The organism is Streptomyces sp. NPDC107546, assembly GCF_055639175.1.
In genome coordinates, this window is record NZ_JBVKBA010000010.1 from 56,174 (window position 1) to 78,867 (window position 22,694).

Annotated in this window: 18 protein-coding genes and 1 pseudogene; 13 read left to right on the forward strand and 6 right to left on the reverse strand. The window is 70.4% G+C overall.

Annotation, left to right across the window (positions count from 1 at the left end; genetic code table 11):
* The first annotated feature begins 51 nt into the window (after positions 1 to 51).
* Both ACZ7L1_RS16815 and ACZ7L1_RS16820 read left to right on the forward strand, forming a co-directional pair.
* Complete coding sequence (locus ACZ7L1_RS16815) at positions 52 to 888, forward strand: universal stress protein (RefSeq protein WP_471437861.1); 837 nt, start codon at positions 52 to 54, stop codon at positions 886 to 888.
* A gap of 202 nt (positions 889 to 1,090) precedes the next feature.
* A complete protein-coding gene (locus tag ACZ7L1_RS16820; RefSeq protein WP_471437862.1) occupies positions 1,091 to 1,774 on the forward strand; it encodes an OsmC family protein in 684 nt (227 codons plus the stop codon).
* Between the two features lie 55 nt (positions 1,775 to 1,829).
* Here the strand turns inward: ACZ7L1_RS16820 and ACZ7L1_RS16825 are convergent, their stop codons facing one another.
* On the reverse strand, positions 1,830 to 2,867 hold the full coding sequence (locus ACZ7L1_RS16825; RefSeq protein ID WP_471437864.1) for a YihY/virulence factor BrkB family protein: 1,038 nt from the start codon (positions 2,865 to 2,867) through the stop codon (positions 1,830 to 1,832).
* Between the two features lie 248 nt (positions 2,868 to 3,115).
* On the opposite strand from ACZ7L1_RS16825, the gene ACZ7L1_RS16830 reads away from it, so the two are divergent.
* Positions 3,116 to 3,463 carry a hypothetical protein gene (locus ACZ7L1_RS16830; protein WP_471437865.1) on the forward strand — a complete coding sequence of 116 codons (348 nt, stop codon included), beginning with the start codon at positions 3,116 to 3,118 and terminating at the stop codon, positions 3,461 to 3,463.
* Between the two features lie 31 nt (positions 3,464 to 3,494).
* On the opposite strand, the pseudogene ACZ7L1_RS16835 reads toward ACZ7L1_RS16830, so the two are convergent.
* A pseudogene (locus ACZ7L1_RS16835) lies at positions 3,495 to 3,672 on the reverse strand (serine/threonine protein kinase); the annotation flags it as partial.
* Positions 3,673 to 3,807: 135 nt separating this feature from the next.
* Between ACZ7L1_RS16835 and ACZ7L1_RS16840 the strand changes: the two are divergent.
* Entirely contained in the window at positions 3,808 to 4,353 is a 546-nt protein-coding gene (locus ACZ7L1_RS16840) for a hypothetical protein (RefSeq protein ID WP_471437867.1), read from the forward strand.
* 375 nt (positions 4,354 to 4,728) lie between these two features.
* Positions 4,729 to 4,896 carry a hypothetical protein gene (locus ACZ7L1_RS16845; RefSeq protein WP_471437868.1) on the forward strand — a complete coding sequence of 56 codons (168 nt, stop codon included), beginning with the start codon at positions 4,729 to 4,731 and terminating at the stop codon, positions 4,894 to 4,896.
* Here the strand turns inward: ACZ7L1_RS16845 and ACZ7L1_RS16850 are convergent.
* The 3 genes from ACZ7L1_RS16850 to ACZ7L1_RS16860 form a co-directional block, all read right to left on the reverse strand.
* On the reverse strand, positions 4,851 to 5,009 hold the full coding sequence (locus tag ACZ7L1_RS16850) for a LysR family transcriptional regulator (protein ID WP_471437870.1): 159 nt from the start codon (positions 5,007 to 5,009) through the stop codon (positions 4,851 to 4,853). The two genes, ACZ7L1_RS16845 and ACZ7L1_RS16850, sit on opposite strands and share 46 nt — an antisense overlap.
* Positions 5,010 to 5,307: 298 nt before the next feature.
* Positions 5,308 to 5,685 carry a nuclear transport factor 2 family protein gene (locus ACZ7L1_RS16855; RefSeq protein ID WP_471437872.1) on the reverse strand — a complete coding sequence of 126 codons (378 nt, stop codon included), beginning with the start codon at positions 5,683 to 5,685 and terminating at the stop codon, positions 5,308 to 5,310.
* Between the two features lie 159 nt (positions 5,686 to 5,844).
* On the reverse strand, positions 5,845 to 6,726 hold the full coding sequence (locus ACZ7L1_RS16860; RefSeq protein ID WP_471437873.1) for an AfsR/SARP family transcriptional regulator: 882 nt from the start codon (positions 6,724 to 6,726) through the stop codon (positions 5,845 to 5,847).
* Between the two features lie 159 nt (positions 6,727 to 6,885).
* On the opposite strand from ACZ7L1_RS16860, the gene ACZ7L1_RS16865 reads away from it, so the two are divergent.
* Entirely contained in the window at positions 6,886 to 7,755 is an 870-nt protein-coding gene (locus ACZ7L1_RS16865) for a TetR/AcrR family transcriptional regulator (protein WP_471437875.1), read from the forward strand.
* Between the two features lie 203 nt (positions 7,756 to 7,958).
* Here the strand turns inward: ACZ7L1_RS16865 and ACZ7L1_RS16870 are convergent, their stop codons facing one another.
* A complete protein-coding gene (locus ACZ7L1_RS16870) occupies positions 7,959 to 8,672 on the reverse strand; it encodes an AfsR/SARP family transcriptional regulator (RefSeq protein ID WP_471437876.1) in 714 nt (237 codons plus the stop codon).
* Between the two features lie 325 nt (positions 8,673 to 8,997).
* Here ACZ7L1_RS16870 and ACZ7L1_RS16875 point away from each other — a divergent pair, with 325 nt between their 5' ends.
* The 7 genes from ACZ7L1_RS16875 to ACZ7L1_RS16905 are packed head-to-tail and all read left to right on the forward strand — an operon-like array spanning position 8,998 to position 22,680.
* Positions 8,998 to 10,848, forward strand: coding sequence for an NAD(P)/FAD-dependent oxidoreductase (locus ACZ7L1_RS16875; RefSeq protein WP_471437877.1), 1,851 nt, complete (start codon positions 8,998 to 9,000; stop codon positions 10,846 to 10,848).
* Complete coding sequence (locus tag ACZ7L1_RS16880) at positions 10,841 to 12,535, forward strand: NAD(P)/FAD-dependent oxidoreductase (RefSeq protein WP_471437879.1); 1,695 nt, start codon at positions 10,841 to 10,843, stop codon at positions 12,533 to 12,535. The genes ACZ7L1_RS16875 and ACZ7L1_RS16880 overlap by 8 nt, the downstream gene beginning before the upstream one ends.
* Positions 12,493 to 14,268 (forward strand): NAD(P)/FAD-dependent oxidoreductase, encoded by a 1,776-nt coding sequence (locus tag ACZ7L1_RS16885; protein ID WP_471437880.1) that lies wholly within the window; start codon positions 12,493 to 12,495, stop codon positions 14,266 to 14,268. Before ACZ7L1_RS16880 ends, ACZ7L1_RS16885 begins: the two co-directional genes overlap by 43 nt.
* Positions 14,265 to 15,188 carry a thioesterase II family protein gene (locus tag ACZ7L1_RS16890; RefSeq protein WP_471437881.1) on the forward strand — a complete coding sequence of 308 codons (924 nt, stop codon included), beginning with the start codon at positions 14,265 to 14,267 and terminating at the stop codon, positions 15,186 to 15,188. The genes ACZ7L1_RS16885 and ACZ7L1_RS16890 overlap by 4 nt, the downstream gene beginning before the upstream one ends.
* Positions 15,181 to 20,820: a type I polyketide synthase gene (locus tag ACZ7L1_RS16895; RefSeq protein WP_471437882.1), complete on the forward strand. Its 5,640-nt coding sequence runs from the start codon at positions 15,181 to 15,183 to the stop codon at positions 20,818 to 20,820. Before ACZ7L1_RS16890 ends, ACZ7L1_RS16895 begins: the two co-directional genes overlap by 8 nt.
* The gene (locus ACZ7L1_RS16900; RefSeq protein WP_471437883.1) at positions 20,798 to 21,760 is read left to right on the forward strand and encodes a DUF1702 family protein; all 963 of its coding nucleotides are present in this window, start codon (positions 20,798 to 20,800) and stop codon (positions 21,758 to 21,760) included. Before ACZ7L1_RS16895 ends, ACZ7L1_RS16900 begins: the two co-directional genes overlap by 23 nt.
* The gene (locus ACZ7L1_RS16905) at positions 21,757 to 22,680 is read left to right on the forward strand and encodes a DUF1702 family protein (protein ID WP_471437885.1); all 924 of its coding nucleotides are present in this window, start codon (positions 21,757 to 21,759) and stop codon (positions 22,678 to 22,680) included. Before ACZ7L1_RS16900 ends, ACZ7L1_RS16905 begins: the two co-directional genes overlap by 4 nt.
* Positions 22,681 to 22,694 lie beyond the last annotated feature (14 nt).

Below are 22,694 nucleotides of genomic sequence, written 5' to 3' on the forward strand. Positions count from 1 at the left end.
CGGAGCCGGTCGCGGAGCGGTGCCGGAGCCGGACGAAAGGCGGTGGGAAGCATGCAGCCGCCTCTGGTCGTGGGCGTCGACGGATCGGACTGCAGCCTGGTGGCGGTGGACTGGGCGACCGACGAGGCGGCCCGGCACGGGCTGCCCCTGCGGCTGCTGTACGCCTCGGGGGGTGAGCGGGACGAGGACGACGTGCCCCCGGCCGTCGTCGCCACCGCCACGGAACGCGCCCGGCGCCGCAACCCGGGGGTGAAGGTCACCGCCGACGTCCTGCCCGAGGACCCGGTGGACGCGTTGCTGCGCGCGGTGCACCACGCCTCCGCGGTGGTGACGGGCAGCCGTGGCCGCGGCCGGTTGACGGGACTGCTCCTCGGCTCGGTCAGCCTCACCGTCGCGGGCCGTGCCCGTGGGCCGGTGATCGTGGTGCGCGGAGACCGGGCCGGCCTGGAGGGCACGCACGAGCGGATCCTGCTCGGCGCCGGCGAGCCCGGCACGAGCGGCGCGGCGGTGCGCTTCGCCCTCCGCGAGGCACAGGCGCGGCACTGCGTCCTCGACGTCGTCCGTGTCTGGCACCGCCCCGCGCACCGGCCCGTCGAACACCCCCTGCTGGTCGGCGACCCGGCCCTGTGCTGCGAGGAACGGGCGGCCACCCTGATCGACGCCCTGCTCCAGGACGCCGTGGCCGACCATCCGGACGTGCGGGTTCACCGGTCCGCGGTCGAGGGAACCGCCCGCAGGGTGCTTCTGCACCGCTCGGCCGCCGCGGACCTCGTGATCATCGGTGTCCGGCGCGGCCACGACCGTCGGGCACTCCACCTGGGCCGGGTGGCCCACACGCTGCTGCACCACGCCGAGTGCCCGGTGGCCGTCGTACCGGAGTCGCTCTGAAGGGTGGGGGCAGGGACGTTCGGGTCCCCCGGCATGGGCTGTTCGGCCTCAGCGGCGGGGGAGCGGGCGCGGTGCACTGGAGGTGACGGCACAAGCGACCGCACCCCGAGGGGGCACGGAAGGCGGAGGTCCGGCACATCGAGGTGGAGCACGGCGCGTGATCGCCCGCCGACGCCGCGCGCCGAGTCTGGACGGTGACATCGTGAACGCAAGGCAACGGCTCGCGGACGGCGTACGCACCCGGCGCGGTCGTACGGTCACCGTCTCCGGGTTCACACCCGAAGGAATGCCCCCGAACACGGCGCGCGTCGTCCTCGGCATCACCTGCGAACCCCACGACCGGGGCGAGACCCTGGCCTCGCTGACGCCCGAGGAGGCCCGGCGTGTCGCCGGACTGCTGCTCCACCAGGCCGCCTCCTTCGTCCCGCGGGTCCCGGGGCCGCCGGGCCACGCGGACGCCGTGCCGATCGCCGCGGACGCGTACGAAGTACGCCTGCGCGGTCACATACTGGCGGTGGACCAGCCGGTGCCGGACGGCGGTACCGACACGGCCCCCACTCCCGTGGAACTCCTCGTGGCTTCGCTGACCGGGTGCGTCGCGCACTGCGCCGGCCGGTTCCTCGAGCGACACGACCTCAGCCGTGAGGGGCTGCGGATCGAGACCGACTTCCGTACTGCGTCCGGCTGGGCGCCCCGCGTGAGCTCGGTCCGCCTGCGGGTGCGAGCGCCCGCGCTCCCCGCCGGACGACGGGACGCCCTGCGGGCGGCGGTGTCCCGCTGCACGGTCAGGAACACCCTGGTCGCACCGCCGGAGATCGTCATCGCCCTGACCGACGACGAGACCGGAGCTGTTTCGCCGCCCAGTCCAGCAGACGGACGCCGATGAGCGCCGTCTGGAGCATGCAGCGGTGGGCGGGGTCGACGGGATCGGCGCCGGCGGTTCAGGAACCCTCCAGGCGGCGCCGGTCCTCCGCGTCCCACTTCCGGGTGTCCCGGGGCCGCGCGTACGGTTCCGCCTCGGGCGGGTAGCCGCCGGCGACGGCCCGCTGCCGCGCGACCTCCGCATCGAACTCCAGGCCCAGCAAGATCGCCAGATTGGTGATCCACAGCCAGACCAGGAACACGATCACGCCCGCCATCGTGCCGTAGGTCTTGTTGTAGGAGGCGAAGTTGGCCACGTAGAACGCGAACCCGGCCGAGGCGATCATCCAGATCACCAGGGCCAGGAAGCTCCCCGGGGTGAGCCACCGCCACCTCGTCACCCGTGCGTTCGGGCTCGCCCAGTACAGGATGGCGATCATCAGGGTGACCAGGAGGACCAGCACGGGCCACTTGGCGATCGACCACGCCGTCAACGCGGCGCCACCGATGCCGAGCGCGGAACCCGCCTGGCGGGCCACACCACCGGTGAACACCACGATCAGAGCGCTGACCACGGCCAGCACCAGCAGCACCACCGTCACCCCCACTCGCACCGGGAGGACCTTCCACGCCGGGCGGCCCTCGGGCACGTCGTAGACGGCGTTCGCCGCACGGATGAAGGCGGCCACGTAGCCGGACGCCGACCACACCGCCAGCACCACGCCGACGACCGCCATCACCGAACCGGTGCCGCTACTGCCCTGCAGTTGCTGCACCGCCCGCGTGAGCACGTCGCGCACCGAGCCGGGGGCGAACTGTTTGACATTGGCCAGCACCTGGTTGGTGGTCGACTTGCCGGTCAGGCCCAGCATCGACACCAGCACCAGCAGAGCCGGGAACAGTGAGAGCACCCCGTAATAGGTCAACGCCGCCGCCCGGTCGGTCAGCTCGTCGTTCTTGAACTCCCGCAGCGAGCCCTTCAGCACCGCGCCCCACGACCGCCGGGGCAGCTTCGTCGGCGCGTCCGGCGCCCGCCGCTCCACGTCGGGCCCCGGCCCGAACCGCTCTTCGCCACGATCGACATGATCCCTGTGTCGCAACTTCGGTAGCCGAGCCATACCCGCCGGGTATCCCGAGCCCGCGGATTCACCCGCGTACGCGGTATCGATCGGCACCTTTCGCCTCGGGGAAGCCGGCGATCGCGGGGCTGGCCCCGCTTTCTATTCCCCGTGATTCCGGTGATGTGTTTCACCCAGCTCGTTTATTGTTCAACTATGTAGGCGTGCGTAGCTTGGGTGGGGCCGAAACCCGGCACATTTCATCGTTCGCAGTCGCAGACCAGCGGACTGTGCAAGGAGAGACGACCATGGGAAAGCTCATGCGGCGCATCGGGACCGGAGGTGTTTCCGCGGTATTCGCCGGAAGCGCTCTCCTCGCCGTCGGCGGACCGGCTGCCGCGGTTACCCCCCAGGTGGACGGCCACTCCACCGTCAGGACAGTTGCCGTCCAGGATCTGAAGGAAGATCTGAAGGCCGTCGCCGTCCACGGCGGATCCGGAGACCGGAGCGAAGACAACCATCATGTCGGCGAGCGCCGGACGGACGGTCGTCCCCTTGACCCGTGGATCGCGGACCAATTGGCTGTGCTCGACCCGTGGATCATGGATCAGCTGGCGTTGTTCGCGCCTTCCGCCGCGGTCACGGCGACGCCCTGAGATATCTCGCGCTCGGTGGCCGGTCGCGGATTCAGGAACCGGTGGCGGCGAATCCGTCTCTCGCGTGGTCGAAGACGGCGCGGTAGGCGTCCCAATTCACGGCCGTAACCGAGGTCGACGGCGCGGAAAGCGCGGACGCGGCCTTTGAAGGTGAACTCCCACACGGCCGCAGGCTCCCCGCGGAACGTCGTCTGCTGCATACGCAGCCTCCAGTCCGGAGTTGCCCCCGACCTCCCCACTGTTGACGCGTACACGTACGCCTACTGGTGGACGCGTGTAGAGTTCGGCACACTCCCTTCTGCGCCACCTGCACACCGTCGTCGGCATCAGCAGGAGGAATCCGAATGAGCAGTCCCGCCGCCCAGTTCCGCCTTCGGCTGCAACCGCGCGTCCGGGTCGTGGCCGGCGTCCTGGCCCTCGTCCTGACGGTGCTCTTCGCGCCCGGAGTGGGCCTGGCCTCGTCGGACAACGCGTACGCCGTCACCAAGTTGACCCAGGCCCAGGCGGAGAGCATGTTCCGCAGTGCCGGTATCACCTGGTCCTCGTCGGGCAACTGCACGAACCGCAACAACTCCACCTGTACGTCGTTCGAGCAGCTCAACCTCGCCACCGCTCAGGGCGCCGTCACCTTGAAGAAGGCCAGCGGCTGCGCGCTCAACATCACCGGCGGCACCGAGACCGGCCACGCCAGCGGCACGTACTCGCACTGGAACGGCTACAAACTCGACTACAGCAAGTACACCTGCATCGGCAACTACATCAAGAACTACTTCGGCTATTCCGGCCTGCGCGGCGACGGTTACCCGATGTGGACGTCCGGTTCCGGCAACGTCTACACCGACGAGGGCAGCCACTGGGACGTCCTCTACTACAACTGCGGCGGCTGCTGACCGGCGCGCCCCCGGGCAGACCGCCGCGACCCGCCGCGTGCCGTCCGGCGCGCGGCGGGTCGGCTCCTGCTTCCTGCAGGCCCTCGTTCTGATGGTCGGCACCCTCCGCGCCGCACCCAGCGCCTGACGCCGGCCCGCGCAGCCGAAGGCCGACCGACAGGACGGCCGTGGCGGGGAAGCCGTCGATTCCCGGTGGGGGAGAGGCGCCCTCGGCGGACGTCGTCAGCGAGCGGGGACGGGCAGGAGACCCTCCGTGTACTGGGCGCGCTCGTGGCCGAAGGACCAGTCCTGAGGGCCGTTCTCCATGCGGCTGATGGTCCGCTGCGTCCAGGGATCCGGCAGCAGCCGGCTGAAGCCGAGCCGTAGGGTGACGCGGTGCCTCGCGACGGCGAGGGCCTGGTCCAGGGTTGCGAGGACCCGCTCGACGTGGACGAGGAACTCCGCGCCGGTGTCCGTCAGTTCGACATGCCGCGAGGACCGGTCGAGCAGGCGGACGCTCAGGTGGCTCTCCAGCTGCGCTTCGTACGGCTCAGCGCCGGCTGAGTGATCAGCAGTTCCTCGGCGGCACGGGAGAACGAGCGGTGACGGGCCGCGGACGCGAAGGCGCGCAGGTGACGGAGCTCGACGTCCACGCCCATCGTGCCTCTTTCCGTCATCCATGCCTGCCGTGCATAGCGCCGGCTTAACCGGCATTCCCCAGGCACACACCCGCCGCGCTCGACCTGACGCGCCTGGGTGCAGGCGCATCAGAAGCACGTTGCCGCCTGCGTCGGCCACGGGTGCCGCCGCGGTGTCGCAAGCTGCCGCGGCGCGGGTGGTCAGACGGACGCGGCATGCGGGTTGTGGGCACGCACCGCGGCGGCGACCGCCGCGTCGTCGGCCCGGCCGCGGGCTTCGAGGCCCGCGGCCGGGCCTCGACAACGGCGACGCGGTGACGACTCCACTAGGCGCCCGTCAGGCACCTGCCTGCGCCTGTCGGCGTCGGAACTCGTCGAACGGCGTACGGTCGAAAAGGAACCGGTTGTAGACGATCTTTCCGTCGCGCACGGTCGCACACTCGGCAGTGGGCGCACTGGGGGCCGGCACTGTTTCGGCGTCGTACATCAGCAGCGCCGTGCTGTCGTCCCCGAAGGCGGCCAGCATCTGCGCCCCGATCAGGAACCGCTCGGCGAACGGAGCCAGGAATTCTCGGTACGCGTGGACGCCCTGGATGCGCCCTGCCGGAGCGTCGCAGACGACGTCGTCGGCGAGGTAGCTCATCGCCAGGTCGATGTCCTTGCCGGTCCACGCGCGGTGGTGGGCCAGCGCGATCTGCAAGGCTGGGCTGGTCATGGTGTCTCCTTCCGGTGCTGTGGTGACAACACCGGAGCCTTGCAGAAAGGAACGGCCACGGCGGGACGAACAGGGGTTCGCCGACCCGTGGCGAGGCGATCGCGCCGCTCGAACCCGCCGCAGGAACAAAGTGGTTGCCGCTTTGCCCCGGAGCCTGTGTCACACGGGAGCGCCGGGCGTGGCAGGGACGGGTGAGCCGCTCTGGAGCCGGTCCCGCAGTGCCAGCAGCTCGCCGCTGGGCGCCGCGCCGACGTCACGCTTGAGGGATGTCAGGAACCCGCAGAGCTGGCGTTGTGCGTGTGCCTGCCGACCGAGCCGGAGATGCGCCTCGATGACAGTGGTGGCGGCGAGTTGGTTGTAGGGGTCGAGCCGCAGCATCTGGCAGGCGTACTCCACCGCTTCGTCCAGCTCGCCCCTGGCCCGGTGGATCTGGACCAGGCGCACCAGCGCCTGCTCGTAGAGCCGCTCGTAGCGCCTGCGGTGGGGTTCCAGCCAGTGTTCCCTCGCCTCCTCGTCCTCGAGGAACCGACGGACGGTGTAGGCGGTGACACGGCTGTAGTAGAAGCACGCGAGGCGTGCGTCGCGGCGGGTTTCGCTTGCGCGTGCCTGTTCGAAGAGCCGGTCGACCTCGGCCGCGTCGGTCCACCAGTTCTCGCCCGCCTCGAAGCGGTAGAAGTTGCTGCCACTGCGGCGGATGAAGGTCGACTCCTCGCCGGGGTGCAGATCCGGCTCCAGCATCCTGCGCAGGCAGTGCATGGCCACGTGGAAGCTGCCGGTGGCCTTCTCCGGAGCGGTGTCCGGCCAGCCCAAGTCGATGAGTTCGTCCATCGAGCGGGGCTTCCCCGGGTTCAGCAGGAACCACTTCAGTAACAGCTGAGCCTTCTCCCGGCGTTGTCGTCGCTGGCCGAGAACTTCCTCCCCCTTGAAGACGCGGAACGGGCCGAACAGGTAGGCCCGGTACGAGGCCTCGTGCTCGTGCTCGCGCGCGTGCACCCACTCGGGCCCGGCGAGCAATCCCCTCCCCGCTCCGAAATCGTTCACATTGCCCCCGAATGTAGCGATCGTGCATGGGTATAGATTGCGTTATCCGCGTTAACGGTGAATGGTGTTCAGCGGAGTTGTCAAGCATTACGATGCCGGGACGTGTGCGGACCCCTGCCGGCCGTACCCGCGCTGAGGGCTCCCCACCTGGAGGTGTCGATGAGACAGGTCGACTCGTCACGCGACGAGGAGACACGCCCGGTCCTGACCCGCCGGGAGCGCCAACGGCAGGCCACGCTCCACGAGATCGTGGAGGTCGGCCGTGCGCTGCTGCGTGATGGCCGGGAGGTGACGCTGCGGGCCGTCGCGGCCGAGATGGGCCTCACCGCACCCGCCCTGTACCGCTACGTCGACAGCGTGGCCGCCCTGAACGAGTTGCTGTCCAACGACATCTTCGGCGAGGTCGTCGACCAGATGGCGGCGGCCGGGGAACCCTACGGCGACGACGATCCCGCGGCCCAGATGGTCGCTGCAGCCACGGCGTTCCGCGGCTGGGCCCTGGACAACAGGGCCGAGTTCCAGCTCGTGTTCGCCACCACGTCCCTTTCCGGTGAACGCACGACCCGGTCCGAGCCGGGACGACCGCGTCACCCGCTCGTGCGGGACACCGCGGGCGGTGCGGCCTCGGGAGTCGAGCAGTTCGCCCATTTCTTCGGCGGGATCTTCTCGAGGCTGGCCCAGCAGCGGCCGTTCCCCGTACCGAGCCAGGAGGAGCTGGACGAGGAGTTCGTGGCCGTCTTCGCCCCGGCCCAGGAGGGCCAGGCCGACATCTCCACGCTGCTCGGGCAGGGCGCCCTGGGCATGGTGTGGCTGTTCGAACTGGCCTGGGCTCAGCTGTACGGCATCATCACCCTGGAGGTCTTCGGGCACGTCCGCTCGCGACTGATCAAGTCCGGGGCGCTCTTCCGCGCCGTGATGCGTGAGATCGGGGCCCGCGCCGGCATGGCCGACGACTGGGACCGGCTGGCCGCGGTCAGCCAGGAGGTCCTGGCCCGCCGAGCCCGACAACGGGCCGTCGTCACGGGCTAGTGCTGTGGCCGGAAAGGTTTGCCGGAAGGCTCGCGGCGTCCGGTGCGGTGCGTCGCACGGCGGAGCGTCGCCCGCGTACCGGATGTACTCGGGCGATGCGACAACGCGGCGAGGTGCCGTGCCGGGCGTCGCGAGCCGGTGAACCTTTCCGGCCACAGCACCAGGGCTCTCCCGCGGATCGTGGCGGTGCCGTGGGCGAACCCTCAGCGGACGTCGCGTACCCGGCCCCACAGGGCGAGGAGGCCACGGCTGGGTCTCGTCCCGAGGTCCCTGTCCAGCGTCCGCACGAAGTGCTCGATCTCCGCGATCGCTCCGGTCACGCTGCCCTGCTCCAGAAGAACCTCGACGACGGAGGTGACCGCCTCCTCCGAGTACGGGTCCCGGTCCAGGAGGGTCGAGGCGCACATCAGCGCCTCGCACCTGCGGCCCGTCCGGCGGTAGAGGCGCAGCAGCCGGCACAGGGCCTCGGCGTGTCCCAGATCGTGGGCCGCCCGGAAGGGCGCGAAGGCGTCCTCGTAGACGTCCTCCGGCAGGAATCCCCGGCCGTAGTAGTCCAGCAGCCGCTCGTAGGACACGATGGCCGCGCAGGTGTCGCCGTCCTCCTCCGCGGCACGCGCCGCCGTGGACAGCCGCTCTACCTCTTCGACGTCGGTCCACCAGCACTCGCCCGGATCGAACCAGTAACGGCCGTCGGAGTCCGAACGGATGAACGTCGACGGTCGGCGGCTGGGTAACTCCGGTTCCAGAACCCGGCGCAGGGTGTGCTGGGTCACGTGGAACCTGTTCGCCCGGGCACTCGTGCACCCCGGCCACAGAACGTCGGACAACTCGCTGTCCCGGAACTTGCGCCCCGGGTTCAGCAGGAACCACTGGAGCAGCGTGCGCGCGCTGGCACGCCCCCACGTCGGATCGGCCACCGGTCTTCCGCCCCTCAGGACCCGGAAAGGGCCGAAAAACTGCGCCTCATAGGTCGCGTGGGCACCACCCGGTCCTCTCGCCGCGGCCGCACGGGGGACATCGTCCCCCTGCGCGACGGAAGTGTCTCGCGACGGCTTGTCGCCAGGTGCTCGGTCCATGGTCCCCCCAGTGACTCGTCCCCAGCCGAGTGTTGGCCTGTTGTTCCCGCCCGAATGTCGATTTAAACCGGCAAGTATGACGGTTCGTCACAAGGCCTTGCTTGCAAATGAAGTAAGTCGTCCGTAATCCGTGCCCCCGAGAGTCCTTCGGGACGAAGGGGGACGCATGACCCGAGAAGCACGGCATCGGATCTCCGGCCTGTCCGCTGAGAAGCGGGCCCTGCTCGCCGAAAAGCTCCGGACGCGCGTCGCCGGCGACACCACCGCACCCGATCACTACGACGTCGTGATCCTGGGAGGCGGGGTCGCCGGACTCACGCTGGCACTCCAGCTGCGCCGGATCCGCCCCGGCATCCGGGTGCTGGTCGCCGAGCGGCAGGAACACCCCGTACCCGAGGCCGCCCACAAGGTCGGCGAATCGACCGTGGAGATCGCCGCCCACTACCTGCGCGACGTCCTCGGTCTGCGCGAGCACCTTCAGACGCAGCAGATCCGCAAGTTCGGCCTGCGCATGTTCTTCAGCGCTCACGACAACGCGGACATCACCGAGCGCCTCGAACTGGGCAGTTCGGTCTTCCCGCCTCTGGCCACCTACCAGCTGGACCGCGGCCGGCTCGAGAACGAGCTGGGCAGGGCCTGCACCCTGGAAGGGATCGACTTCCTCCCCGGAAGCAAGGTGCTCCAGGTCGAGTTCTCGCCCTCCTCGGCGTATCACCACATCCTGCTGCTCGCCGAAGGCCGGGAACGCGGCGTCCGGGCCCGGTGGGTGGTCGACGCCACCGGACGCGGTCACTTCCTGCAGCGGCGGTTCGGTCTCCATCGGGACGTGGGGCACACGGCCAACGCCGCCTGGTTCAGGCTCGGCCACCCGATCGACATCGGAAGCTGGAGCGACGACCCGGCATGGCACGCCCGGATCCAAGAGGGCAGGCGTGAGCTGTCCACCAACCACCTGATGGGACCGGGGTACTGGGTCTGGCTCATCAGGCTGGCCTCCGGAGGCATCAGCATCGGCATCGTGACGGCGGCCGACGCCCACCGGTTCGAGGAGTTCAACACGCTCGACCGGGCCCTGGACTGGCTCAGGCGCCACGAGCCGCAGTGTGCCCGCGCGGTCGAGGAACACCGGGACAGCATCCAGGACTTCCGCGTCATGAAGGACTACTCCTACAGCTGCGACCAGGTCTACGACGGGCACGCACGCTGGTGCCTCACCGGAGAGTCCGGCATCTTCCTCGACCCTCTCTACTCACCCGGGCTCGACCTGATCGCCATCAGCAACGGGCTGGTGGCCGACCTCGTGACCAGGTCCCTCGACGGGGAGGACGTCACGGCCCTGGCGGCCGTCCACGACGGACTCTTCCGGCGCATCAGCGACATGTGGCTCGCCGTCTACGAACGGCAGTACGCGCTGATGGGCAATGCCAGGGTGATGACGTCGAAGGTCATCTGGGACACCGCCTTCTACTGGGGAGTGTTCGGTCTGCTCTTCTTCCAGGACCGCTTCCGCACCGTGGCCGCCGACCCCACGGTCGCCGCCGACCTGGCACGCCTCACGGACATCAGCAACCGGGTCCAGGCGTTCTTCCGCGAGTGGGCGTCCATCGAGAACTGCGGTCTCGATGCCGGGTTCGTCGACCTGTACTCGCCGCTGGACTTCATGGTGAAGTTGCACGCCGGCATGGCCGACGACCTGTCGGACCGCCAGTTCCCGGAGCGCTTCTCCGCCAACACCAGGCTGCTCGCCCAGCTGGCCGGGCAACTGATCACCGCGGTCATCGACGCCCACGGCGACCGCTACGACGACGACGGTGTCATGGCCCAGGTCCAGAGCTGGCAACGGGACCCCCTGATCGCCGATCTGATCGCCGCCCACCGCCGGGAAAGGCACCGCAACCCCACCAGCGACGGGTGGATCGCCCCGCGCGAGCTCCGAGCGAGCGACACCACGGACGGTCACGAACAGAACGGAGCGGACAGCATGGAACAGCACACCAGCGAGGTCAGCTATGCGTGACTTCTCCGAGCGCTTCGACGTGGTGGTCCTCGGCGGCGGCATCGCCGGACTGACCCTCGCCCTGCAGCTCACCCGCACCGACCCCGAGCTGCGTGTGGCCGTCCTCGAACGGTCCCGCCATCCGGTGCCCGAGGCCGCCCACAAGGTCGGCGAATCCAGCGTCGAGGTCCAGGCCCACTATCTGCGTGACATCCTGGGGCTCGAGGAACACCTCGACCGGGACCAGCTGCACAAGTTCGGTCTGCGGATGTTCTTCACCCAGGGCGGCAACGAGGACATCGTCCGCCGGGTCGAATACGGACAGATATCCCCGGCCCCCCTGCCGTCGTACCAGCTCGACCGTGGCCGGCTGGAGAACACGCTCGGTGAACTCGTCGCCGCCCGCGGCGTCGCTTTCCGCCACGGCTGCAAGGTACGCGACGTGCTCCTCGGCACCGGCGACGACGACCACGTCGTGCACGTCCTGGACGGCGACAGGGAACGCGCACTGCGCAGCCGCTGGGTCGTCGACGCAACCGGCCGGGCCGGCCTGCTCAAGCGCAAGCTGGACCTGGACAGGCCCGTCGGCCACCGGGCGAACGCCGCCTGGCTGCGCATCGACCACCCGGTCGACATCCAGCAGTGGTCCGACGACGAGCAGTGGCGAGCGCGTGTCACGGGCGGCGAGCGCCGGCTGTCCACCAACCACCTCATGGGACCGGGATACTGGGTCTGGCTCATCCCGCTCGCATCCGGTTCGACGAGCATCGGCATCGTCGCCGACGACGAGGCCCACTCCTTCCAGGAGTTCAACACGCTCGACCGTGCCCTGGACTGGCTCGGCGAGCACGAACCCCAGTGCGCGGCCGAAATACGGCGTCACCGCGTGAAGATCCAGGACTTCCGGGTGATGAAGGACTACGCCTACGGCTGCCGACAGGTGTACTCGGAAGACCGCTGGTGTCTGACCGGGGAGGCGGGAGTTGCCATCGACCCGCTCTACTCCTCCGGCGGCGATCTGATGGCGATCAGCAACGGTCTCATCACCGACCTGGTGACCAGGGACCGCCGCGGCGAGGACGTCCGGGAGCTGGCCGTCGCGCACAACCAGGTCTACCTGGTGCTCAGTGAGATCTGGCTGGTCGCGTACGAGGGCCAGTACCCGGTCATGGGCAACCCGCAGGTGATGGTGGCGAAGGCCATCTGGGACACCATCATCTACTGGGCCGTGCCCGGTCTCCTGTTCTTCCACGACACGTTCCGCCGCCTGGGCGAGAGTCCGAGGGCGTACGCGAACCTCCAGCGCACCTGGATGCTGCACACCCGTGTCCAGCAGTTCTTCCGCGAGTGGCACGGCACCGGCAACGAACCGGCGGCCGACGTCTTCGCGGACCCCTACAGCCTGCTGGACTTCATCGTCGACCTGCACACCGGAATGGCCGCGGGCCTCGGCGACGAGGAGCTGGAGGAGCAGTTCGAGCGCAACGTCGACCTGCTGGAACAGATCGCGGGCCAGTTGGTCAGCACCGTCGTCGAGCGACTGGAGCAGCGCGGGGCCGACGACGCGGCCAAGGACCGCATCGACCAGTGGCGCAACGACCAGGTCCTGCGGGAAGCCGTCGACCGGTACACCGAGCGCCATCCGCTCAACCCCATCGACAGCGCGTGGATCACCCTGGGCACCCGCACCGCGGCGGTGACCCGGTGAACGCGAACGGCGCCGTGGAGACGGCTGCGGGCGACACCGTCGACGTCGCCGTCGTCGGCGGCGGCGCCGCCGGACTGACACTGGCCCTGCAACTGCGCAAGCAGCGCCCGCACACCCGCATCGTGGTGCTCGAGCGCCAGGCACACCCCGTACCGGAGACCACCCACAAGGTCGGAGAGTCGACCGTCGAGATCGCCGGCTACTACCTCCGGCAGGTCCTGGGGCTGGAACGGCACCTGAAGTCGGAGCAACTGAACAAGTACGGGCTGCGGGTGTTCTTCTCGAAGAACGGCAACGAGGACATCACCCGCCGCGTCGAGCTGGGACACTCGGTCTGCCCTCCGGGCGCGGTCGGCACCTACCAGCTCGACCGCGGACGTCTGGAGAACGCCCTGGGCCGCGAACTGACCGCACACGGGGTGCGGTTCCTCGCCGGGGCGAGGGTCGAGGCCGTGGAACTGCTTCCAGAAGCCGACCACCACCGGCTCACCGTACGCGGGAGCGACGGCACCACACGGCGGATCCTCGCGAGGTGGGTGGTGGACGCCACCGGCCGGACGTCCCTGCTCAAGCGCCGGCTCGGCCTCGCCAAGAAGGTCGGCCACCGGGCCAACGCCGTGTGGTTCCGCGTCGGTTGCCCCCTCGACGTGGACCAGTGGTCCGACGACCCCCACTGGCATCGCCGGATCGAGGAAGGCCGGCGTGAGTTGTCCACCAACCACCTGATGGGACCCGGCTACTGGGTCTGGCTGATCAGGCTCGCCTCCGGATCCACCAGCGTGGGCATCGTCACCGACGCTGACCTGCACCCGTTCGAGCAGCTGAACCGGTTCGAGGGCGCCCTGGACTGGCTCACCCTGCACGAACCGCAGTGCGCGCGGATCATCCGGCAACACCGCGACATGCTGCAGGACTTCCGCGTCATGAAGGACTACTCCTACAGCTGCGAGCAGGTCTTCTCCGAGGACCGCTGGTGCCTGGCGGGCGAGGCCGGTGTCTTCCTGGACCCGCTGTACTCCCCGGGCCTGGACCTGATCGCCATCAGCAACAGCCTCATCACCGACCTGATCACACACGCACTCGACGGGGACGACATCGCGGAACTCGCGGCAATCCACAACCAGGTGTTCCTCCTCATCGCCGAGGGCTGGCTCAGCGTCTACGAGAACCAGTACCCGCTGATGGGCAACGCCCGGGTCATGCTCGCCAAGGTCATCTGGGACACGGCCGTCTACTGGGCCGTACCCGGGCTGCTGTACTTCCACGACGTACTGCGGCACCTCGGTGACCGGCCCGACCTGGTGACCGGCCTGGCCCGCTTCAGCACCGCCAGCCAGGAGGTCCAGCGCTTCTTCCGCGAGTGGGGTGCCGTCGACGACGAGCCGCGCGAGCAGGCCTCCTTCGTCCGCTTCTACGACTTCGACTTCATGCGCCGTCTGCACATCGGCATGACGGCGCGCCTCGACGACGAGCACCTCCAGGAGCAGTTCACGGCCAACGTCCGGCTCATCGAGCACCTCTCGGGGCAGCTGGTGGCCACGGTGCTGGAGGAGTTCGAGGCCGAGCCCTGGAACCCGGCCAAGAGGCAGCAGGCGCAACGGTGGCGGGCCGACCGCGCACTGATGTCCCTGGTCGAGGTCTACCAGGAGGACCGGGGAGCGGTCCCGGTGAGCGATCACTGGATCACGCTGCGACCGGTGGACGAGGCCGTCGGCAGGGGGGAGGCCCGATGACGAGGGTGCTCGATGAGGGCCGGCCCGCGCAGGCGGCCCGCACGAAGCCGGCGTCGCCCAGGGCGTTGCCCGAGCGGATCGCGCGGCTGCCGCACGACAAGCGCGCCAGGCTTCTCGCGCAGCTGCGCAGTCGGCCGCACGGGGCCCGGACCGGGGACACCTGGTTCGTCCGGCACGCGTCCGCCGACGCTCCGGCGTTCCGTCTGTTCTGTTTCCCCTACGCCGGCTCCGGCAGCTCGGTGTTCCGCTCGTGGGGGGCGGCACTGCCCGCCGGTGTCGACATCCGGGCGGCGCAGCTGCCGGGGCGGGAGTCCCGTGTGGCCGAACCGGCGCTGCGTCGGATGGGGCCGCTCGTCGAGGCCCTGCACGAGGCCATCAAGCCGTGGCTGGACCTGCCGTACGCGTTCTTCGGCCACAGCATGGGCGCGCTCGTCGCGTTCGAGCTCGCCCGGCGGCTCAGGCGCGCCGGAGCACCGCAGCCCTCGCACCTGTTCCTGGGCGCGTTCCGTGCGCCCCATGTGCCCAACCCCCACATCAAGATCCACCACATGCCCGACGAGGTGCTGAAGACGGTTCTCCGCACCGAGGGCACGCCCCGGGAGGTGCTGGAGAACGACGAGTTGATGCGCGCGCTGCTGCCCACCCTGCGCGCCGACCTCGAACTGTGCGACACCTACCGGTACGAGGACGAGTCGCGGCTGACCACGCCGCTGACCGTCTTCGGGGGCGACCAGGACGTGCGGGTGAGCCGCAGCGACCTCGACCTGTGGCGCACCCACACGGACGGCCCGTTCCGGCTGGTGATGCTTCCGGGATCGCACTTCTTCATCCACGGCTCGCAGGCCCTGCTGCTGACCGAACTGTCCAGGGCGCTCCAGGCGGCTTCTGACTCCGGGGAAGGGGAAACGTGCCATGACTGACTGCTCGTCGGCCACAGAGCCGAGGGAACCCATCGCCATCATCGGAATCGGTTGCCGCTTTCCCGGCGGGGCCACGACCCCGGCCGCGTTCTGGGACCTCCTGTGCGCCGGTGCCGACGCCACCCGTGAGGTGCCCGAAGACCGCTGGGACACCGGGAAGTTCTATGACCCGGACGGCGCCAAGCTGGGCAAGATGAGCACCGTCCGGGGCGGGTTCCTGGACCGGATCGACCAGTTCGACGCGCAGTTCTTCGGGATCTCCCCGCGGGAGGCCATCTGGCTGGATCCACAGCAGCGGCTCCTGCTTCAGGCCGCCTGGGAGGCCCTGGAGGACGGCGGTCAGGTGGCCGACCGGCTCGCCGGCAGCGGGACGGGCGTCTTCGTCGGCGGGTTCACCCTGGACTACCAGCTGCTCCAGAACTACGGCGTGCACAGTCGCTACGAGCTCCAGAGCCACTCGGCCACCGGCATGATGATGACGATGCTGGCCAACCGGCTGTCGTACGCGTTCGACTTCCGGGGTCCGAGCCTCGCCGTGGACACCGCCTGTTCGGGCTCGCTCGTCGCCGTCCACCTCGCCGCGCAGAGCATCTGGAACCGCGAATGCTCCCTCGCCCTGGCCGGCGGCGTGAACGTCATGATCGCACCGAACATGACCATCGCGGAGTCCAAGGGCGGCTTCCTGGCGCCCGACGGCCGCTGCAAGGCGTTCGACGCGTCCGCGAACGGATACGCGCGGGGCGAGGGTGTCGGAGTCGTCCTGCTCAAGCCCCTGGCGCAGGCGCTGTCCGACCGCGACCCGATCTACGCGCTGATCCGGGGAACGGCCATCTCGCAGGACGGGCACAGCAACGGCATCACCGTCCCCAACGGTGACGCCCAGGAAGCTGCCATGCGCGCCGCCTGTGAGCGCGCCGGCATCGCCCCGCACGAGGTCCAGTACGTCGAGGCGCACGGAACCGGTACTCCCGTGGGCGATCCCATCGAGGCCCACGCCATCGGCCGGGTGCTCTCCGAAGGGCGCCCCGCCGGTCAGCGCGTGGTGATCGGATCGGTCAAGACGAACATCGGGCACCTGGAGGCGGCTGCCGGAGTGGCCGGCCTCATCAAGACGGCGCTGGCCCTCAAGCACGCCCGGATCCCCGGGCAGCTGCATCATCACCACCCCAATCCGCGCATCGACTTCGACGGGCTGCGACTCCACGTCCAGACGGAGACGACCGACTGGCCGCAGACCACCGGCCCTCGCTACGCCGGGGTCAACTCCTTCGGCTTCGGCGGCACCAACGCCCACGTCGTCCTTCAGGAACCCCCCGCCGAGCGTCCGGTCGCACCGCGTGCCCAGGTGCCTCGCCCGTATCTCGTCCCGCTGTCGGCCCGCACTCCCGAGGCACTGACGGACATGGCGGTGTCCCTGCGCGACCTGCTGTCGGGGCACGACCACGACGTGCGGGACGTCGGCTACACCCGCGCCCTGCGCCGCAGCCACCAGGATCACCGGCTCGCGGTCGTCGCCTCCACCGCGGCGGAGGCCGCCGAGAAACTGGGCGCCTTCGGCGCCGGGCGTGCGGTGAAGGGCGTGGTGACCGGCCGCGTCCGCCCGGGAGAGCGGCCGAAGCTGGCATTCGTCTGCTCCGGGATGGGACCGCAGTGGTGGGCGATGGCCCGGCAGCTGCTGACGACCGAGCCCGTCTTCCGGGCCGCCGTCGAACGGTGCGACCGGGAGCTGGGCAAGTACACCGGATGGTCGCTGCTCGACGAACTCCTCGCCTGCGAGGAGGAGTCCCGCATGGCCGAGACCGCGGTCGCCCAGCCGGCCAACTTCGCGGTGCAGGTGGGTCTCGCCGAGCTGTGGCGTTCGTGGGGCATCCAGCCCGACGGGCTCGTCGGACACAGCACCGGCGAGGTAGCCGCCCAGTACCTGGCCGGCGTCCTCTCCTTCGAGGACGCCGTGAAGGTGACCTACTACCGCAGCAGCCTCCAGCAGCGGGCCACCGGTACCGGGCGGATGCTCGCGGTGGGCATGACCCCTCAGACCCTCGACCAGGCCGTGGCGGACGCGGGCCCCCTGGTCTCGGTGGCGGCCGTCAACAGCCCGACCGCGGTCACCCTGTCCGGAGACGCCAAGGTCCTCGAGGGCATGGCGGCGCAGCTGGAGACCTTCGGGGTCTTCCACCGGTTCCTGAACGTCAAGGTCCCTTACCACAGCCACTGCATGGACCCGCTGCGCGAGGACCTGGAGAAAGGACTGGCGGACCTCGGCCCGGTCCCCGCCATGCTGCCCCTGTACTCGACGGTGACCGGTACCCGCATCGACGGACGCGGCGCCGACGCCCACTACTGGTGGCAGAACGTCCGCGCGACGGTCCTGTTCGCGGCCGCCTTCCGGCAGATGCTGGCCGACGGCTACACCCACTTCATCGAGCTCGGCCCCCATCCCGTCCTGGCCGCCGCCATGAGGGAACTACTCGCGGAAGCGCAGCAGGACGGGCTCGTGGTCCCGTCCCTGCGCCGCGACGAACCCGACGACGCCGTACTCCTCGGCTCGCTCGGCTCCCTCTACAGCCACGGCCAGGCGGTCCGCTGGGAGGCGTTCTACGGTGAGGACGCACGCCTCCTGCGGCTACCGCCCTACCCCTGGCAGCTCAAAAGCTACTGGAACGAATCGGTGGAGGCCCGCGAAGACCGCCACTTCGCACAGGTCCATCCTCTGCTGGGGCAGCGCATGAACGCCACCCACCCCACGTGGGAGCGGGAGATCAACGCACGGCTCCTGCCTCACCTGGCCGACCACCGAGTCCAGGGCACCACTCTCCTCCCCGGCGCCGCGTTCGTCGAACTGGCCCTGGCGGCTGCCCAGGAGGTCTACGGCGAGGGCGACCACACGGTGGAGAACCTTCAGCTGCGCAGAGCCCTCGTGCTAACGGACACGTCGGACCCAAGGCTGCGCACCACCCTCCACCAGGAGTCGGGCCGCGTCGAGATCTCGAGCTACACGGCCTCGCCGGGCGGCGACCGCGTGTGGACGCTGCACGGCACCGCCCGGCTGAGCAGGCGCCCACCGGACCGCACCGAGCGGGACCTGGACCGGGCGCGCGGCGCCTGCCCGCTGCATGTGTCCCACGACGACTTCTACGCCGGCTCACGGCAGATGGGCTTCCAGTACGGACCCGCGTTCCAGGCGGTGCGGGAGGTTGCGACCGGTCCACGTCTCGCCGTCGGGCGGGTTGCCGTCCCCGAGACCGTGCGCGACGAGGTCGGTGACTACCGCTTCCACCCCACGCTGATCGACGCCGCGTTCCAGGTCCTGCTGACCGCCGCCACGCGAACGGACGCGCAGGAGCGGTCCGGGACCGGGCCCTACCTGCCCGTGGGCATCGACAGCGTGACCGTGCTGCGGCGCCCGGCCGACGAGATGCACGTGGTGGCCGAGGTCACCGCGGCCGACGCACGGGCCATCGTCAGCGACATCGCCGTGTGCGACGCCGACGGCCACGTCCTGGTCGACATACGCGGGTTCCGGGCCCAGTCCCTCGACACCGCCGCGAGCCTGGCCCCCGAACGCATCGACCGCGGGCTCTACGAACTCAGGTGGCAGGAGGCGCCGTACAGCGTCCCCGAGGACGGATCCGGCAGCGCCCCGGACGAGGACCCGGCGGGCACCTGGGTGCTCCTCACGGGGCCGAGCGGTGTGGGGCCCGAGGTCGCCCGGCGACTGCACGGTGCCGGCCGCCGCGTGGTCACCGTGGCCCCCGGCGACGTACCCGACGTCGTCGAGACCGGGACCGGCAGCTATGTCATCGACCCCACCCGCGAGGAACACTACCGGTACCTGCTGGGGAAACTGGCCCAGGATGCCGGGATCAGCGGGGTCGTCCACTTGTGGAGCCTCGAGGCACCCTTCCACGACGCCGTCACGGCCGCCTCCCTGCTGGAGGGGCAGGACCTCGGCGTGCTGTCCATCCTGCCCCTGATGAAGGCGCTGTCCGCCGAGGCCGCCCAACGGCTGCCCCGGCTCTGGCTGGTCACCCGGACGGCGCAGGCGGTGGGCGAGGAGGCCGGACCCCTGGCCCTGGCCCAGTCCCCGATGTGGGGCATCGGTCGGGTGATCGGGCATCAGGAGTTCCTCGGCATGTGGGGCGGCATCGTCGACCTCGACGCGGGCGACGACGAGGAACAGGCGCGCCGTCTCGTCGACGAGATCACGGCTCGGCGCGACGAGGACCAGATCGCCTTCCGCAACGGCAGGCGCCACGTGGCACGCCTCCTACCGGCCGACGGCCTCACCCCGCCCTTCCCGGCGACCCTGCGCGGCGACGGCACCTACCTGGTCACCGGCGGCCTGGGCGCGCTCGGGCTCCTCGTCGCCCGGTTCCTGGCGGACCGAGGCGCACGTCACCTGGTGCTCATGGGACGGACCCCCGTGCCGCCGCGCGACACCTGGCACGACCTGCCGGCCGATCACCCCCAGCAGGGCCTGATCGACGCGCTGGTCGAACTGGAGAGCCGTGGCGCGCAGGTCCACTGCGCCGCCGTCGACGTCGCCGACGAGGCGCAGCTGAGGGCCTGGCTCACGGATCACCAGCGGCTGCGCCGGCCCCCGGTCCGGGGCGTGATCCACGCCGCGGGCGTCGTCGAGGACGAGCTGCTGCTGCGCATGAACCGGGACGCCTTCGTCCGGGTGATGCGGCCCAAGCTGCTCGGCGGGTGGCTGCTGCACCGTCTGTTCGCCGGCACCGCCCTGGAGTTCTTCGTCCTGTTCGGCTCGGTCGGCTCCGTCATCGCCTCGGCCGGCCAGGCCAACTACGCGGCCGCGAACGCGTTCCTGGACGCGCTCGCGCAGCACCGCCGGTCCCTTGGCCTTCCCGCCCTGAGCATCGGCTGGGGGCCGTGGTCGGTGGGCATGGTCGAGAAGCTCGACCTGGAGCAGCTGTACGCCCGGCGTGGCATCGAACTGATCACACCCGAAGCGGGGGCGCAGATCCTCGGCCGCCTCCTCGGTCAGCGCCCGGCCCACGTCGTTGCGATCACGGCCGACTGGGCCACCGCCCGGGCGGCGTCCGTGGCGGGGCAGCTCCCGTCGATGTTCCGCGAGCTCGGCGCCGAACCGACGGGCGAGCAGGCGCAGAACGATGCGGCCGACGCCGACGCCGTCCTCGCGACCCTGCGGCGGACGCCCGAGACGGACCGCCCCCATGCCCTCGCGGCGCATCTGCACGACATCGCCGCCCTGGTCCTCACACTGGATACGGCGGAGTTCAGTGACGAGGAGAGCCTCGGCAACCTGGGCATCGACTCGCTGATGGCGGTCGAGATGAAGCACCGTATCGACGCGACGCTGCGCATCGACATTTCGGTCCTGGACCTGCTCCAGGGCGTCAGCGTCCTCGACCTCGCCGCCCGGCTTCTGCCGCTCCTCGCCCTGGACGGGACCGGCGAGTTCGGCCCCGCAGAGCCGGCCGAGCCCGGTGACGGAGCCCTGCCGCCGGGCGAGGAGCCGCACGAGGAGGAGCTCGCGGCGCTGCTCGCGCAGGTCTCGCCGGAAGAGCTCGACCACCTGCTCGACGAGTTGGAGCAGGACCCCACCGAGGACCCGACGGGAGTGAACCATGACCACGACCCTGTCGCTTAGCCGGCTGCGCCGCGCCGTGATGGGCGTCTCGGACGCGGAGGCGACGGCCTTCAGCCGAGGCGACTCACCCGCCTGGAAGCACCTGGAGACCGTCGTGCGCACCGCTGTCGGCGGCTACCACGCGGTCCTGGACGGCAGCCGTCTGGAGGACCTGATCCCCCGACTGGACAAGACCCCGCTGGAGTTGCGCGGCTACGCGTACGAAGGCGCCGCCATGGGACTCACCGGCCTCGACTGCTTCCTGCCGGGGTCGTCCCGGCTCCAGGCGTACATGGCTGGCCCCGGGCGACCGCACATCTACATGGTGCACATCGGAGCGGGCGAGGCACTGGCCCGGCTGCGGCGCAGGCCGGAGCCGCTCATGAAGCGGCTGACGGATCCCGCACTGCGGTGGCTGGTGATGGACGGGTACGGCTTCCACGAGGGCTTCTTCAAGCCGCGGCGGGTCGTGGACGGACAGCATGTCCCCGCGCATCTCTCGGCGTTCGCGCGCCGTGTCTTCGACCAGGGCGTCGGGCGCAGCATCTGGTTCGCCTCGGGAGCCGACGCCGGGAGGATCTGCCGCACCATCGCCGCTTTCCCCGCGCACCGTCATGCCGACCTGTGGCTTGGCATCGGCGTGGCCTGCGGATACGTCGGCGGGGTCGACCGGGCCACCATCGAGGCACTGCGCGCCGCCGCCGGCCGGCACGCCAGGCGGATGGCCGTCGGGACGGCGTTCGTGGCCAAGGGGCGGATCCGCGCCGGCAACCCGATCCCCGACACCGACCTGGCCTGTGACGTCCTGTGCGGCATCTCCGCCCAGGACGCCTCCCGGCTCGTCGACCGGGCCTTCGAGCAGCTGCCGGACACCCCCTCCGCACCGGCCTACGACACGTTGCAGCGGCGGCTGGAGGCCGGCCTCGCCGGCGCCTCCGCCGCGACGGGAGGTCTGGCATGACCGTGCTCGGAACGCTGATGAAACCGCTGTTCGACGTCGCACCGTCGGACCTTCCCGTACTCGCGGACGGCACCGGGCTCACCGCCGAACGCCTGAGCCGCGTGGTGTTCACGGTCACGGAGTGCTGTCAGCTGACGCTCCTCACCCGGCGTGAGGCGGCGCTGGTCGCCAAGCTCGACGCCTACCCCGAGGAACTTCGCGGGTTCGCGTACGAAGGCGCGGGAGTGGCGCTTGCCGCCCTCGACCACCTCCTGCCCTGGAAGCAGCGAACACGCCGCTTCGTGGCCGGGGCCGGCAGCGCCTACATCCAGGCCGTCTACCTCGGCGCGGGCATGGGGATGGCACGGTTGCGCCGAAACCCCGAAACGTTCCGCCGACGGCTGTGCGACGACGTCTTCGACTGGGTGGTCCTCGACGGATACGGCTTCCACGAGGGCTTCTTCGCCCACCGCCGCCATGTGCAGCAGCGTGCCGTGCCCAGGTACCTCAGCGGCTACGCGGTGCACGCCTTCGACCACGGCCTGGGGCGCAGCATCTGGTTCGCCACGGGCGCCAACGTCAAGCGGGTCGCGGCCACCGTCGATGCCTTCCCCGAGGAGCGCCGGGGCAACCTGTGGGCGGGCGTGGGGCTCGCCTGCGGCTACACCGGCGGGGTCGACGAGCCGACCGTTCAGTCGCTGCGCGCGGCGTCGGGCGCGTATCGCGACCGGCTGGCCGAGGGCGTCGTCGTCGCGGCGAGGGCCCGGCACCAGGTGGGCAACCCGGCCGACCACAACGAGACCGCCTGCCGGGTGATCTGTGGCCTCGGCAGCCGCGAGGCGGCTGACATCGCCTCCGCCGCACTGGTCGATCTCCCGACCGAAGACGTCGAGCCGGCCTACGAGATCTGGCGTCAGCGCATTCGCCGGCAATTCGCCTAATCCTCAGTCGCTCC